The 14,430-nt window shown below is 54.4% G+C and carries 13 protein-coding genes, 1 tRNA gene, 3 other RNA genes and 1 pseudogene; 11 read left to right on the top strand and 7 right to left on the bottom strand.

The genetic code is table 11. From position 1 onward, the window contains the following. Positions 1 to 42: 42 nt before the first annotated feature. The 3 genes and pseudogenes from aat (at position 43) to infA (ending at position 1,261) form a co-directional block, all read left to right on the top strand. A complete protein-coding gene (aat, locus tag C2U53_RS18825) occupies positions 43 to 747 on the top strand; it encodes a leucyl/phenylalanyl-tRNA--protein transferase (RefSeq protein WP_043001209.1) in 705 nt (234 codons plus the stop codon). 191 nt (positions 748 to 938) lie between these two features. Beyond that, positions 939 to 1,115, top strand: a pseudogene (locus tag C2U53_RS30770) (hypothetical protein); the annotation flags it as partial. Then, on the top strand, positions 1,043 to 1,261 hold the full coding sequence (gene infA, locus C2U53_RS18815; RefSeq protein WP_001040187.1) for a translation initiation factor IF-1: 219 nt from the start codon (positions 1,043 to 1,045) through the stop codon (positions 1,259 to 1,261). The pseudogene C2U53_RS30770 and the gene infA, both read left to right, overlap by 73 nt. Positions 1,262 to 1,336: 75 nt before the next feature. On the opposite strand, the gene C2U53_RS18810 is transcribed toward infA, so the two are convergent. Next, complete coding sequence (locus tag C2U53_RS18810; RefSeq protein ID WP_043001210.1) at positions 1,337 to 2,248, bottom strand: LysR family transcriptional regulator; 912 nt, start codon at positions 2,246 to 2,248, stop codon at positions 1,337 to 1,339. Positions 2,249 to 2,354: 106 nt separating this feature from the next. On the opposite strand from C2U53_RS18810, the gene C2U53_RS18805 reads away from it, so the two are divergent. The 5 genes from C2U53_RS18805 (at position 2,355) to C2U53_RS18785 (ending at position 4,025) form a co-directional block, all read left to right on the top strand. Beyond that, positions 2,355 to 3,215 carry a pirin family protein gene (locus C2U53_RS18805; protein ID WP_043001211.1) on the top strand — a complete coding sequence of 287 codons (861 nt, stop codon included), beginning with the start codon at positions 2,355 to 2,357 and terminating at the stop codon, positions 3,213 to 3,215. 195 nt (positions 3,216 to 3,410) lie between these two features. Next, positions 3,411 to 3,498: transfer RNA gene (locus tag C2U53_RS18800), tRNA-Ser, on the top strand. Positions 3,499 to 3,542: 44 nt separating this feature from the next. Continuing rightward, positions 3,543 to 3,674, top strand: a non-coding RNA gene (locus C2U53_RS18795) — RtT sRNA. A gap of 44 nt (positions 3,675 to 3,718) precedes the next feature. Next, a non-coding RNA gene (locus C2U53_RS18790) (RtT sRNA) lies at positions 3,719 to 3,850 on the top strand. A gap of 44 nt (positions 3,851 to 3,894) precedes the next feature. Beyond that, positions 3,895 to 4,025, top strand: a non-coding RNA gene (locus tag C2U53_RS18785) — RtT sRNA. A 97-nt stretch (positions 4,026 to 4,122) separates the two neighbouring features. Here the strand turns inward: C2U53_RS18785 and clpA are convergent. The 3 genes from clpA to C2U53_RS30365 form a co-directional block, all read right to left on the bottom strand. Then, positions 4,123 to 6,399: an ATP-dependent Clp protease ATP-binding subunit ClpA gene (gene clpA / locus C2U53_RS18780; RefSeq protein WP_043001212.1), complete on the bottom strand. Its 2,277-nt coding sequence runs from the start codon at positions 6,397 to 6,399 to the stop codon at positions 4,123 to 4,125. A 31-nt stretch (positions 6,400 to 6,430) separates the two neighbouring features. Continuing rightward, a complete protein-coding gene (gene clpS, locus C2U53_RS18775) occupies positions 6,431 to 6,751 on the bottom strand; it encodes an ATP-dependent Clp protease adapter ClpS (RefSeq protein ID WP_042320277.1) in 321 nt (106 codons plus the stop codon). Between the two features lie 98 nt (positions 6,752 to 6,849). Beyond that, the gene (locus tag C2U53_RS30365; protein WP_212807582.1) at positions 6,850 to 6,924 is read right to left on the bottom strand and encodes a hypothetical protein; all 75 of its coding nucleotides are present in this window, start codon (positions 6,922 to 6,924) and stop codon (positions 6,850 to 6,852) included. 150 nt (positions 6,925 to 7,074) lie between these two features. Between C2U53_RS30365 and cspD the strand changes: the two genes are divergently transcribed. Next, positions 7,075 to 7,296 carry a cold shock-like protein CspD gene (gene cspD / locus C2U53_RS18770; protein ID WP_042284847.1) on the top strand — a complete coding sequence of 74 codons (222 nt, stop codon included), beginning with the start codon at positions 7,075 to 7,077 and terminating at the stop codon, positions 7,294 to 7,296. A gap of 75 nt (positions 7,297 to 7,371) precedes the next feature. Here cspD and macB read toward each other — a convergent pair whose 3' ends face one another. Together macB and macA are read right to left on the bottom strand one after the other, a co-directional pair. Beyond that, the gene (gene macB / locus C2U53_RS18765) at positions 7,372 to 9,318 is read right to left on the bottom strand and encodes a macrolide ABC transporter ATP-binding protein/permease MacB (protein WP_043001213.1); all 1,947 of its coding nucleotides are present in this window, start codon (positions 9,316 to 9,318) and stop codon (positions 7,372 to 7,374) included. Continuing rightward, on the bottom strand, positions 9,315 to 10,433 hold the full coding sequence (gene macA, locus C2U53_RS18760; RefSeq protein WP_043001214.1) for a macrolide transporter subunit MacA: 1,119 nt from the start codon (positions 10,431 to 10,433) through the stop codon (positions 9,315 to 9,317). The genes macB and macA overlap by 4 nt, the downstream gene beginning before the upstream one ends. Before the next feature lie 145 nt (positions 10,434 to 10,578). Here macA and C2U53_RS18755 point away from each other — a divergent pair, with 145 nt between their 5' ends. After that, positions 10,579 to 11,529 (top strand): VirK/YbjX family protein, encoded by a 951-nt coding sequence (locus C2U53_RS18755; protein WP_043001215.1) that lies wholly within the window; start codon positions 10,579 to 10,581, stop codon positions 11,527 to 11,529. Here the strand turns inward: C2U53_RS18755 and C2U53_RS18750 are convergent. After that, positions 11,526 to 13,184 carry an ATP-dependent endonuclease gene (locus tag C2U53_RS18750; protein ID WP_043001216.1) on the bottom strand — a complete coding sequence of 553 codons (1,659 nt, stop codon included), beginning with the start codon at positions 13,182 to 13,184 and terminating at the stop codon, positions 11,526 to 11,528. The two genes, C2U53_RS18755 and C2U53_RS18750, sit on opposite strands and share 4 nt — an antisense overlap. A 413-nt stretch (positions 13,185 to 13,597) precedes the next feature. Between C2U53_RS18750 and aqpZ the strand changes: the two genes are divergently transcribed. Continuing rightward, on the top strand, positions 13,598 to 14,293 hold the full coding sequence (gene aqpZ, locus C2U53_RS18745; RefSeq protein WP_044327096.1) for an aquaporin Z: 696 nt from the start codon (positions 13,598 to 13,600) through the stop codon (positions 14,291 to 14,293). Positions 14,294 to 14,430: the final 137 nt, after the last annotated feature.

The raw sequence follows: 14,430 nt of genomic DNA, 5'->3' as shown, positions 1-14,430 counted from the left end.
TATTATTGAACGATCCGACTCGCGTACTGGAGTTCTGCTGTCATGCGCCTGGTTCAGCTTTCCCGACACTCTATCGCCTTCCCTTCGCCGGAGGGCGCTTTACGCGAGCCAAACGGCCTGCTGGCGCTTGGAGGCGATCTCAGCCCTGCGCGCCTGCTGATGGCCTATCAACGCGGTATTTTTCCGTGGTTTTCGCCTGGCGACCCTATTCTTTGGTGGTCACCGGATCCCCGCGCCATTCTGTGGCCTGACGCGTTTCATGTCAGCCGCAGCATGAAGCGCTTTCATAAGCGTTCTCCGTATCGCGTCACACTGAATTATGCGTTTGGCCAGGTCATCGAAGGGTGCGCCAACGATCGCGATGAAGGGACATGGATCACCCAGGGCGTGGTGGAGGCCTATCATCGACTGCACGAACTGGGACATGCGCATTCCATTGAGGTCTGGCGTGAAAATACGCTGGTTGGCGGGATGTATGGCGTTTCCCAGGGGGCGCTGTTTTGCGGCGAATCGATGTTCAGCCGACAAGAGAATGCGTCAAAAACCGCACTGCTGGTTTTTTGCGCAGAATTTGTTCAGCAAGGCGGTAAATTAATGGATTGTCAGGTGCTCAATAGTCATACCGAATCGTTAGGCGCGGTCGAAATTCCGCGTCGGGTGTATCTGGAACACCTCGATGCATTACGCCAGCAACGTTTACCTCGCGATTTTTGGGTCCCTCGCACGTTATTTTTGCCCCAGGGGTGAATGTTTTCGGCACATTTTTTATCAGGGTGTTATAATTGCGGTCGCAGAGTTGGTTTAGCCCATTACCCCGCTGCCGTTAAGGATCCGTTCGCGTCAGGTAACGCCATCGTTTATCTCATCGCTCCCTTATACGTTGCGCTTCACGTGCGGCTTTGTCGTGTGTTTTTGAAGCGAATCGGAGTAATGCGCCAAATTTTGTTTGCTGCGTTTTAAACGTGCAAATCTTTACTTATTAAAAGAACTTCGGCATTATCTTGCCGGTTCAAATTACGGTAGTGATACCCCAGAGGATTAGATGGCCAAAGAAGACAATATTGAAATGCAGGGTACCGTTCTCGAAACGTTACCTAATACCATGTTCCGCGTAGAGTTAGAAAACGGTCACGTGGTTACTGCACACATCTCCGGTAAAATGCGTAAAAACTACATCCGCATCCTGACGGGCGACAAAGTGACTGTTGAGCTGACCCCGTACGACCTGAGCAAAGGCCGCATTGTCTTCCGTAGTCGCTGATTGTTTTCACGCCCGAATGGCGTCCAGATGATAAAAGGTCGGTTAAGCCGGCCTTTTTTGTTGCATGAAAATCCCCTACTCCTCCGCCATTCGCGCATACTCATCCGTCAGAAAATCCACCAGCGCTCTGACCGATGGCAGTAATCCCCTGCGTGAAGGGAAAACCGCGTGAATGACCTCTCTTCGTGGTTCCCAACCTTCCAGTAACGCAACCAGTTCCCCCGCCGCAAGCTGTTCTTTCGCCATTAAGATGGGAAGTTGCACGGCACCGACGCCGGCGATGGCCGCCTCGCGCAATGCCAGCATGTCGGTCGTGATAAATCGCGGGGTAAAGTGCACTTCCGCTCTGGCCCCTTGTGGACCATACAGTTCCCAGCGATGAATATGTTTGCCTGCCGAGAGACTCAGTCCGGGCCAACAGCTTAATTCCGACGGCGCCGTAGGGGTACCCATGCGTGCGATCAGCGCCGGGCTGGCAAACAACCGATGGGCGCGGTCGGCAAGCACCCGCATCACCAGATCGCTGTCCTCAATCGGGCGCGGACGCACTCTGATCGCAATATCAACGCCTTCCCCTACTACATCAACGCGACGGTTCGTGGCTTCGAGTTGCAACGTTACGTCGGGGTAACGCGCCATAAATTTCGCCAGCATTGGCCCCACGTGGACATGAAGCAGCGTCACCGGACACGTTAGCTTAACCACGCCCCGAGGCTCAACCTGCAATGCGGCAATCGCATCCTGCGCTGCCTGTGCTTCTACCAGCATGGCTTTACAGTGCTCATAGAACGTTTGTCCCACTTCCGTGACGTTAAACTGCCGTGTCGTCCGCTGGATGAGCCGCACCCCCAGTTGCTCTTCCAGTTGTGCAATGCGCCGGCTGAGCTTTGATTTCGGTTCATCGAGTGCACGACCTGCAGCAGCAAACCCGCCCTGCTCCACGACATGAACAAACCACGCAAAATCATTGAGATCTGGCTTTACCATTTATTGTTCCATTTTCAGAACGATGAAATCCATTTTAGCCACTACTCACCTCGCTGTCATGAATATAAGCTTATTCATAACGTAACAAGCCATTGAGGAGAGAATGATGAAAAAGGTTACAGGCGTCTATACCGCACCTCGTCCGCACTGGGTTGGCGATGGATTTCCGGTTCGTTCACTGTTTTCGTACCAGTCCCATGCAGAACAGTTGAGCCCATTTTTGCTGCTTGACTATGCCGGTCCCCATACCTTCGCGCCGGGAACGGAAAAGCGCGGCGTGGGTGAACATCCCCACCGTGGTTTTGAAACGGTGACAATTGTATACCGCGGTGAGGTTGAGCATCGCGACTCAACCGGTCGAGGCGGCATTATCGGCCCCGGCGACGTGCAATGGATGACCGCGGGTGCGGGCATTCTGCATGAAGAATTTCACTCTGAAGCCTTCACCCACAAGGGAGGAGAACTGGAGATGGTGCAACTGTGGGTGAACCTGCCAGCAAAAGACAAAATGACGGCGCCGGGTTATCAGAGCATCACCCAGGATTACATCCCAACCGTTGAGCTGCCGGACAATGCCGGGACAGCGCGAATTATTGCCGGTCAGTATCAGCAGACGACCGGTCCGGCACACACGTTCTCGCCGCTGAACGTCTGGGATATGCGGTTACAACAGGCGCGCCCGGTGACGCTTTCGCAGCCTGAAGGGTGGAGTACCGCGCTGGTCGTCCTGAAAGGCTCAATCACGGTAAATGGATCGACAACAGCAAGCGAGGCGCAACTGGTGGTATTAAGCCAGCAAGGGGACGCACTGCATCTGGAAGCCACCCACGATGCCAGCGTGTTGTTACTGTCGGGAGAGCCGCTGAATGAACCGATCGTCGGCTACGGTCCGTTTGTCATGAATACCAGACATGAAATCGCAGAAGCCGTTCGCGATTTTAACGCGGGCCGCTTTGGTCAACTCTGAGCGTGAGAAGGTCGTGAAGAGCCGCGAAAAGTGGATTCACAACGCTAAATCGCTTCCCCGACGGCTTACGTTGGGGAAGATGTACAATGCGTAACCAAACGAGAAGTAAAGCGTAAATACTGCTTGACCGTTTTAGTGCAACTCCCTATAGTAGCGCCCCGTTGCCCCCCAAGTGGTCAGGCAGCAATACAATATGGTGAGGTGTCCGAGTGGCTGAAGGAGCACGCCTGGAAAGTGTGTATACGGCAACGTATCGGGGGTTCGAATCCCCCCCTCACCGCCATCTTTCAGAAAAGAGCCGGTACTTATGTATCGGCTCTTTTCTTTTATGTTCCCCAATAGGGGGGATGAGAATCCCCGACCGGGGTTCGACAACGGGCACAGCCCGTTGGACGGAATGGCCGCAGGCCATGACGCCCGCAGGGCGAGCGAAGCGAGTCAATCCCCCCCTCACCGCCATCTTTCAGAAAAGAGCCGGTACTTATGTATCGGCTCTTTTCTTTTATGTTCCCCAATAGGGGGGATGAGAATCCCCGACCGGGGTTCGACAACGGGCACAGCCCGTTGGACGGAATGGCCGCAGGCCATGACGCCCGCAGGGCGAGCGAAGCGAGTCAATCCCCCCCTCACCGCCATCTTTCAGAAAAGAGCCGGTACTTATGTATCGGCTCTTTTCTTTTATGTTCCCCAATAGGGGGGATGAGAATCCCCGACCGGGGTTCGACAACGGGCGCAGCCCGTTGGACGGAATGGCCGCAGGCCATGACGCCCGCAGGGCGAGCGAAGCGAGTCAATCCCCCCTCACCGCCATATTCGAGAATGAGCGCGTACGCAAGTACGGGCTTTTTTTCGCATAAAAAAACCGGGCACACGGCCCGGTTTATCAACCAGTTATAGAGAGGTGAGATTAATGCGCGGCTTCCGGTTTGTGCTTCTGGGCACTCTGGAAACCATAGGTCAGCTCATTTTTCTCTTTATCCAGTGCCACGGTCACCTGCCCGCCATCCACCAGAGAACCAAACAGCAACTCGTTCGCCAATGGTTTTTTCAGGTTATCCTGAATCACGCGCGCCATTGGACGTGCGCCCATTGCCCGATCGTAGCCTTTCTCAGCCAGCCAGTTACGCGCTTCCTGGCTGACTTCCAGGGAGACACCTTTCTGATCCAGTTGAACCTGCAGCTCGACGATGAACTTATCGACAACCTGGTGGATCACCTCAGTAGACAGGTGCTCGAACCAGATAATATTGTCGAGACGGTTACGGAACTCCGGCGTGAACACTTTCTTGATTTCGCTCATCGCGTCAGTGCTGTTGTCCTGATGAATCAGGCCAATCGATTTACGCTCCGTTTCACGGACACCGGCGTTAGTCGTCATCACCAGCACTACGTTGCGGAAATCGGCTTTACGCCCGTTGTTATCCGTCAGCGTGCCGTTGTCCATCACCTGCAGCAGCAGGTTAAAGACATCCGGGTGCGCTTTTTCGATTTCATCGAGCAGCAGTACCGCATGGGGATGCTTGATGACCGCATCCGTCAGCAAACCGCCCTGATCGAAACCAACGTATCCCGGAGGCGCGCCAATCAGGCGGCTGACCGTATGACGTTCCATATACTCGGACATGTCAAAACGCAGCAATTCAATTCCCAGCGCTTTAGAAAGCTGCACTGTTACCTCGGTTTTCCCGACCCCGGTCGGACCGGCAAACAGGAAGGAACCGACAGGCTTATGCTCGTGTCCCAGGCCCGCACGGCTCATCTTGATGGCTTCGGTCAGCGCCTCAATGGCTTTATCCTGCCCAAAGACCAGCATTTTCAGACGGTCGCCAAGGTTTTTCAGCGTATCACGATCGCTTTGCGACACGCTCTTCTCCGGGATACGCGCAATACGCGCCACAACGGACTCGATATCCGCCACGTTGACGGTTTTCTTACGCTTGCTGACCGGCATCAGGCGCGCACGCGCACCCGCTTCATCAATGACGTCAATCGCTTTATCCGGCAGATGACGGTCGTTGATGTATTTCACCGCCAGTTCAACCGCCGCACGTACCGCTTTCGCGGTGTAACGGACATCATGGTGCGCTTCATACTTCGGTTTCAGGCCATTGATGATCTGTACGGTCTCTTCTACCGACGGTTCAGTAATATCAATTTTCTGGAAGCGACGGGCTAACGCACGGTCTTTCTCGAAAATATTGCTGAACTCCTGATAGGTTGTGGAGCCGATCACGCGGATCTTACCGCCGGAAAGCAGCGGTTTAATCAGGTTTGCCGCATCCACCTGACCACCCGACGCCGCACCGGCCCCGATGATAGTGTGGATCTCGTCGATAAACAGAATGCTGTTGCTATCCTGCTCCAGCTGTTTCAGCAGCGCTTTAAAGCGTTTTTCAAAGTCACCGCGGTATTTGGTGCCCGCCAGCAGCGAACCGATATCCAGCGAGTAGATGGTGCAATCGGCCATCACTTCCGGCACGTCGCCCTGCACGATACGCCAGGCCAGGCCTTCGGCTATCGCCGTCTTCCCGACGCCAGATTCCCCCACCAGCAATGGGTTATTTTTACGCCGACGGCACAGTACCTGAATGGCGCGCTCCAGTTCTTTGTCACGGCCGATCAGCGGGTCAATACCGCCAACCCGGGCAAGCTGGTTAAGGTTAGTCGTGAAGTTCTCCATACGTTCCTCCCCGCCAGCTTGCTCGTCGGTATTGGGCTGACTGCCAGGATCAGACGACTGACTCGGCTCATCTTTGCGCGTACCGTGAGAAATAAAGTTGACCACATCAAGACGGCTGACCTCATGTTTACGCAGCAGGTAAGCAGCCTGAGATTCCTGTTCGCTAAAGATGGCGACCAGCACGTTCGCGCCAGTCACTTCACTGCGCCCGGAGGACTGAACGTGGAAGACCGCACGTTGCAGTACGCGCTGAAAGCTCAGCGTCGGCTGCGTGTCGCGTTCTTCTTCGCTGGCAGGCAATACGGGTGTGGTTTGTTCAATGAAGGCTTCGAGTTCCTGACGGAGCGCCACGAGGTCCACGGAACACGCTTCCAGCGCTTCGCGGGCCGATGGGTTACTGAGCAGCGCCAGTAACAAGTGCTCGACGGTCATAAACTCATGACGGTGCTCGCGCGCTCTGGCGAAAGCCATATTTAAACTGAGTTCCAGTTCTTGATTGAGCATAGGCACCTCCCCCCAATTTTTATGCCTGCATTCAGGCTTTTTCCAGCGTACACAGCAACGGGTGCTCGTTCTCCCTCGCATACGTGTTCACCATCGCCACTTTGGTCTCCGCGACCTCTGCGGTGAAAACGCCGCAGATGGCTTTACCGTGATAGTGAACCGCAAGCATCAGTTGCGTTGCACGTTCTACATCATAAGAAAAGAATTTTTGTAACACGTCAATAACAAACTCCATCGGAGTGTAATCATCATTGACTAATATCACTTTATACATAGATGGCGGTTTTAGCGCGTCACGCACTTTATCAGCCGCCAGCTGGTCGAAATCCAGCCAGTCGTTCGTCTTACCCATTGTCAGTCGTCATCTTCAGTTACGGTTACCGGCAGAACAGTCTGCCGCTGACAAGAGCGGATGTGCACAATCAATCTACCTCAATTAATAGATAACTATCATCTATCACTGGCATCCGCGACATCTGTCACATTCCCGCCAATAGCGTTAACTGCTTCAAATTTTTGATTCATTTTTACCCACCGACCCCCGTCAGACGCTTGACGCCCCGCCTGATTTCTCTAAATTGTAATTTCGAGAGTTGGCGAGGTTTTGAACAACCCCCACTCCACCACCGGTTCATTCCATCTTACTTATATAAGATTTACGAAGGATGTCGAAGCATGGAAACGGGTACTGTTAAGTGGTTCAACAATGCCAAAGGGTTTGGGTTCATCTGCCCTGAAGGCGGCGGCGAAGATATTTTCGCTCACTATTCCACCATTCAGATGGATGGTTACAGAACGCTAAAAGCCGGACAGTCTGTCCAGTTTGATGTTCACCAGGGGCCAAAAGGCAATCACGCCAGTGTCATCGTGCCTATCGAAGCAGAAGCTGTTGCATAGCTCTTCTGTCTCATTGTGTACATCCCGCAGGTAAAATGCCAGCCCGATCGGCTGGCATTTTTATTTCCCGGGACGTTACTCTCGCGCTAACGCATCGACCGGATCCAGTCGCGCCGCGTTGCGCGCCGGTAACCAGCCAAACAGGACGCCTGTAAAGGTAGAGCACAAAAATGCCGTCAGCAGCGCGACCGGCGAGAAACCAATCTCCCAACCGGGCAGGAACAGTTGCAGCGTGAAGGCAATCAGCATCGACAGGCTGATACCCAGCGCGCCACCCACCAGACAAACCAGCACCGCTTCAATCAGAAACTGCTGCAGCACATCACTGGCGCGCGCGCCAACCGCCATCCGGATGCCGATCTCCCGCGTACGCTCTGTGACCGACACCAGCATAATGTTCATCACGCCGATCCCGCCAACTACCAGCGAAATCACCGCCACCAGCGTCAGGAATAACTGAAGAGTACGTGTGGTCTTTTCGGCGGTTTTCAAGACACCGTCCATATTCCAGGTGAAGAAATCCTTTTTGCCATGACGCAGCGTCAGCAGTCGGGTGAGTTGCTGTTCGGCCTGTGCGCTGTCGAAGCCTTCCTTCACTCGTACGGTGATCGAGTTCAGCCACGACTGCCCCATAACGCGCCCGGACATCGTGCTGTATGGCAACCAGACGCGCAGGATTTTGCTGCTGCCAAACATCGACTGCTTCTCTTCCGCCACGCCAATGACCGTCGCAGGCATGTTGCCCACGAGGATCACCTCGCCCACCACGTTCGCCTTATGCGGGAACAACTGACGTCGGGTGTTGCTGTCGAGCACCACCACCTGCGCACGGCCGTTAAGCTGTTCGCGGTTGAACGTTGTCCCTTCGCTGAACGTCATGCCATAAACGTTAAAATAGTCGCCGCTGACCCCGTTCGCGCTGGCGGCGACGTCGATATTGCCATAGCGTAAGCGCAGGTTCTGCGACACCGCGGGCGTCGCAGAAGTCACCCAGGGTTGTTTTTGGATCGCCGCAAGATCGTCGTATTTCAGCGCCTGCTGATACTGTGGATCGTCGTCGCCAAAATCTTTGCCGGGGTAGATATCAATGGTGTTGGTCCCGATGGCGCGGATGTCCGCCAGCACCAGCTGTTTCGCTGCGTCGCCAACCACCACAATCGACACCACCGACGCGATACCGATGATGATCCCGAGCATCGTCAGCAGCGTGCGCATTTTGTTGGCCGCCATCGCCAGCCACGCCATTGTCAGCGCCTCGCGAAACCCGCTGACAAACTGGCTCCAGCCGGACGCCGTTTTCACCGTCGGTTCCTGAATGCCCTGCCCCTGCGCGGCGTGTTTTGCGGGCGGATTGCGCACAATTTCGCCGTCATGGATCTCAATCACCCGCTCTGCCTGGGCGGCAACCTGGGGATCGTGGGTGACGATAATGACCGTATGCCCGCGATCGCGCAGCTGGTGCAGAATTGCCATCACCTCTTCACCGGAACGGCTGTCGAGCGCACCGGTGGGTTCATCGGCGAGGATAACTTGTCCGCCGTTCATCAGCGCGCGGGCAATACTCACGCGCTGCTGCTGACCGCCGGAAAGCTGCGAGGGTTGATAATCAACGCGATCGCCCAGACCAAGCCGCTGGAGCAGCTCCTGCGCGCGCGCCAGACGCTGTTTCCTTTCCGTACCGGCGTAAACAGCAGGGACTTCGACGTTTTGTGCTGCCGTCAGATGTGACAGCAAATGGTAGCGCTGGAAAATAAAACCGAAATGCTCCCGACGCAGTTGCGCCAGCGCATCGCGGTCCAGCGTTGAGACATCGCGTCCCGCGACCCGGTAGGTGCCGCTGGTGGGTTTATCGAGACATCCCAGAATGTTCATCAGCGTGGATTTGCCGGAGCCAGACGCCCCGACGATCGCGACCATCTCCCCTGCATTGATCTGTAGCGTGATGCCTTTAAGCACCTCCACCTGCTCTTCTCCCGAGGGATAACTGCGGCGAATATTGCTCAGTTCAAGCAATGCCGTCATTGCGCGACTCCTGGTTTGCCCTCGCCCGTCACCACTTCATCACCGGCTTCCAGCCCTTTTACAATCTCTACGTCGGTGTCATTGCGCGCGCCAATTGACACTTCGCGTTCACGAGTTTCACCGTTACGCAACAGGGTCACCTTGTAGCGATTATCCCCGACCGGATCGCCCAGCGCGGAAAGCGGGATCGTCAGAACGTTTTTCACATCCGTTAGCTGAATATGGACCTGTGCGGTCATCTCCAGGCGCAGAATACCTTTGGGGTTGGGCACTTCAAATCGGGCGTAATAGAAAATGGCATCATTCACTTTTTCCGGCGTCGGCAGCACATCTTTCAGCGTCCCTTCGTAGCGGGTCTGCGGATCGCCCAGCACGGTGAACCAGGCTTTCTGCCCCGGTTTAAGGTGAATCACATCAGCTTCAGAAACCTGTGCTTTCACCAACATCGTACTCATGTCCGCCAGTGTCAGAATGTTCGGCGCCTGCTGCGCGGCAATCACCGTCTGCCCCTGTAGGGTGGTGATCTGCGTGACTTCACCAGCCATCGGCGCAACGATGCGGGTGTAGTCGAGGTTGGTCTTCGCGGTATCCAGAGATGCCTGATTGCGTTTGATCTGCGCATCAATGGTGCCGATTTGTGCCTGTTTCACCGCCATCTCCGTCGCGGCGGTGTCCAGATCCTGTTGCGACACAGCCTGAGTTTTTGCCAGCTGTTGCTGGCGGGCGAGCGTCACCCGCGCCAGCTTCCACTCGGCTTCAGCCTGCTGGCGTTGAGCGCGAAGCTCCATCAGCGTCGCTTCCACCTCTTTGATCTGGTTTTCCGCCTGTTCGGGGTCGATAACGCCCAGCAACTGGTCTTTCTTCACTTTATCGCCAATTGCTACCGACAGCGTTTTGAGCTGACCACTCACCTGCGCGCCCACGTCAACTTTACGTAAGGCGTCGAGTTTGCCGGTTGCCAGTACGCTCTGCTGCAAATCTCCCGGCCGCACAATCAGCGTCTGATAATTTGGCACCGGCGCATTAAGCGTCCGCCAAAGGGCAAATGCCCCCAGGATGAGAATGAAAATAAGCAACAGATAGCGCTTTTTAATTTTATTTCCCTTAATACCCATAGCGATCCTGATGGTAAGTTTTCAGCTGAAATTCAACAGTATCTAAACAAACCGCAAGCGAAAAGGATAGCGCTCGAGGCATTGATGATTGGTTAAGATTCAGCGTGTTTCAATTTCCACAATCATCGCATTGCGGATTATGATCATGTCACAGATTACTGATAATACCTTTTACACTTCAGACGTTGCGTCTCCTTTACAATTATTTATGCGCCTGACAAGGGGTCAATTACTGCCGGGTAAATTCTGGCGGAAGGCCAGCTTTCGCCGTAAGTTTTTAATTCGCTCGTTACTGATGCCAAGGGCTACCCGTCAGTTGCTGGAAAACCTGACCCAATGGCCTGAGCTGAATACGCTGCTGGCCCGACAACCCCGGTTGCCAATTCGTCTGCATCGCCCGTATATGGCGGTGAATATTAAGCGCGAAACCGCACTGACCGCGCTCTGTAGTCATTATGACCTGCTGCGTCAGTTATTCAGCCGCGAACAACTGGCCCGTTATTTAAGCCAGAACGGTCTCAATCTGGCAAAATTTGAGGCCAAAGACGGTGCGTCATTCCAGCTTGATTTAGTCAGCCTGGTCTCACTGGATAAAGAAGGTGAAAGTACCGTCGTGATCCGCGACGAGCAGATGCGTATTCTGGCAGAAATTACCTTCACATTCTGCACGCTAAACGGAAAACGCACCCTGTTTATTGGCGGCTTGCAGGGCGCGGCAAATGATGTTCCACATGAGGTTATTCAGCAGGCCACGAAAGCCTGTTACGGCCTGTTCCCCAAAAGAGTGGTAATGGAAGCGCTGTGTCAGTTCGCACACATCGCCAGGGCGGAGCAGATTCTGGCGGTCAGCAACGCGGTTCATGTTTATCGCAGTTGGCGCTATATGGACAAAAAAACGCAAATGCATGCCGATTACGACGCCTTCTGGGCGTCCCTGGGCGGTGAAAAAACGCAAGGAGATTACTTCTCGCTGCCGCTGACTATTGCGCGGAAAAGCGAGGCGGATATCGCCAGCAAAAAACGGGCTGAATACCGCCGCCGCTATGCGCTGCTCGACAGCGTCGTCACGCAGGTTCCACAGTGCTTACAGGGTTAGTCCGCTCTGCCGCGCGCCAGCCACAGCACCCGGGAGAACATTTTTCTCAGCAGCGTCGGCACCGCATCCACACCTCGCCGCCCGGCTTCCATCGCCACTTCGATGGCTAAGTCGGGCTTCGATGAGCGATGGATCGCCTTCGAAATGATTTTGCGCATATTCATTGGCACATTTTCCGGGATTTGCGCCACCCGGTGAAAAACATCGGCAAACCCCTGCCGGTACATAAAGTGTTCCATATCCAGCGCTGGCAGCGTCGTCAGGTGTTCGCGCTCTTCTTCCCGGTCGTTATTCAGCAGGCTGCGCACCGTGGCGGCATATTTTTTCCCGGCTTCATCACCATCCACCAGCACGTGCCACTCAATGCCCATCCGCCGGGCAAATTTCACCAGCGGTTTAAGACCGGACTGCGCGAATTCGATCACCTTAATCCCTTCGGCATCAAAGTGATGACCGCACTGACGGGCCAGTTCGTTGATAACCCAGGTTTCTGTTTCCCCTTCCACCAGCAGCCAGCAGCGGGCAAACAGCGAGGAAGCACGGTTAAAGCGAATGTGGAACGCAATGCGTCGACCATCCTCTGCGCTCAGCCCCCCCGGTCCCAGACGCCAGGCCGCCACGCGCGAGGATTCACGCACCAGACGGCAGACATGTTCCACCGGGGTCAGCGAAAGCAACTCGCCCGAGTTGGTGGTGGTGATACGCTGAAGCGGTAGCAGATTCAGCAACTGCCACGCCACTGACAGCATGATGGGATGCAGACGCGTTTCCGGATCTTCTACTAACAGCAGTGGTCTGGCGTCTTTATGCAGCCTGACCGTGCCCTTCGCCTGCAACAGCGTGGAGAACAGCCCCAACAGAATCACCCGGTGAGTACGTCCTCCCGGTTTGTCGATCATCCGGTTGATAATATCGAGATAGCGCCAGCTTCGCTGTTCGTTGGTGGAGCGTCGGCGCATTAAGCGGTGGCGGGACTGCGAAGTGCCCTGCTCGGTAAAATAGTGCTCAAGCAGTTGCACCATCGCCGAGAGTCCCTGCCGAATCTGTCCGTCGGTGAGATTCTGCGGACGCATCGCCAGTTCGCGGGCGAGAAAATCCAGTTGGCGGGCGGTGACTTCGACATCAGCAACCTCCGGCACCGTGCCGTTACGAATACGGCGCATAAACCGCGCATCGCGTAAACGCAGCACCGGCATCAGGCGCACCAGATGCCGCGCCTGTTCGTTGATATCGTCTACCGCCAGCGGATGCCCGTCACCGTCGAGAAAACTGCGCAGCGTCATCACGCTGCCATCCTCGCCACATTCGCCTTCAAGTCGATAAAAGATGCGTTGAAAACCATCGTGACACGGTGCCCAGCACGCCTCGAGCGGCCGATAGCGGCGAACCCGGTAGCGCCCAGGCTGAGATTCACGAAACGTCAGTACGATATGCAGATGATGTTCGCGGCCTTTCATATCACCAGGAGGAAACCAGAAATCATCGCGGTCAAAATGATACAACTCAGATTCGGGTGACAGCAGCAGTGTTAACGCATCCAGTAAACTTGATTTACCCCATGCGTTCTCACCGATCAGGACGTTATTCTGCTCGAGCATCAACGACAGTCGATTGATACCGCGAAATCCCACTATCTCAACGCGTTCGAGAATCATGTATCCTCCAGAAAATCTTCACTTTCCCTTTACTCTCCTCGCAGTATAACCGCAAAACCCGGCGCGGGACGTGACAGGCATATTATTACGCAAGCTAACTGTCTGAAGGATGAACGATTTATTCTTTACTCTTTCATTCGTAATACAGAAACGCACGTTTTGCAGGATGCAAAAAATAAATCCGTTTTTGACAATCCATTTTCACAGGACTTTGCACTACACTTCCCTTAAGAGAAATCTATGGAAGGAATGACGCCGCATTGCCCTAAATCAAACTAACGGGTTTTATTTGACTAGAGAACGGATGACGATCGTTTTTAAAATAGCGAGCTATTTATTTGTCGTCATTCAGGCAGACAATAAATATTGATTACCACTATTTTTTTGTGGTTATTTTTTACATTGAGGTGGATATGTTGAGAAAATTAGCAGCCGAATGTTTTGGTACATTTTGGCTTGTTTTTGGTGGCTGCGGCAGCGCCGTTCTGGCAGCAGCGTTTCCGGAATTAGGTATTGGTTTTGCGGGTGTTGCCCTGGCCTTCGGCCTGACCGTATTAACCATGGCCTTTGCTGTTGGCCATATTTCCGGCGGGCATTTTAATCCGGCGGTGACATTAGGCTTATGGGCTGGCGGCCGTTTCCCGGCAAAAGAGGTTATTGGCTACATTATTGCCCAGGTAGTCGGCGGTATTATTGCAGCGGCAGTCCTGTATTTAATTGCCAGCGGTAAAGCCGGTTTTGATGCAACCGCCAGCGGTTTCGCCTCCAACGGTTATGGCGAGCACTCTCCGGGTGGCTACTCCATGCTGTCCGCGATTATTATCGAAATCGTGCTGACTGCCGGCTTCTTGCTGGTGATTCACGGTGCAACGGACAAACATGCACCGGCAGGTTTTGCGCCGATCGCTATCGGTCTGGCATTAACCCTTATCCACTTGATCAGCATTCCGGTGACCAATACGTCTGTGAACCCGGCGCGGAGTACCGCGGTCGCTATCTTCCAGGGCGGTTGGGCGTTAGAACAACTGTGGTTATTCTGGGTGATGCCAATTATTGGCGGGATTCTCGGCGGTCTTATTTACCGTACGCTGCTCGAAAAACGCGATTAATGTCAGAACACCCGACGGCGCATACCCGTCGGGTCAAACGCGCTTCAGCCGGACCTTGTCCGGCTTTTATTTTGCATCTTTACTGAACCCGCGTAATTGGGTAGTGTCATGGCGCTGTCTCGCTAATTCAAAGGACC

Source organism: Citrobacter sp. CFNIH10 (assembly GCF_002934585.1).
GTDB classification, from domain to species: domain Bacteria; phylum Pseudomonadota; class Gammaproteobacteria; order Enterobacterales; family Enterobacteriaceae; genus Citrobacter_A; species Citrobacter_A amalonaticus.
This window is presented reverse-complemented; position numbering and strand designations above follow the sequence as displayed.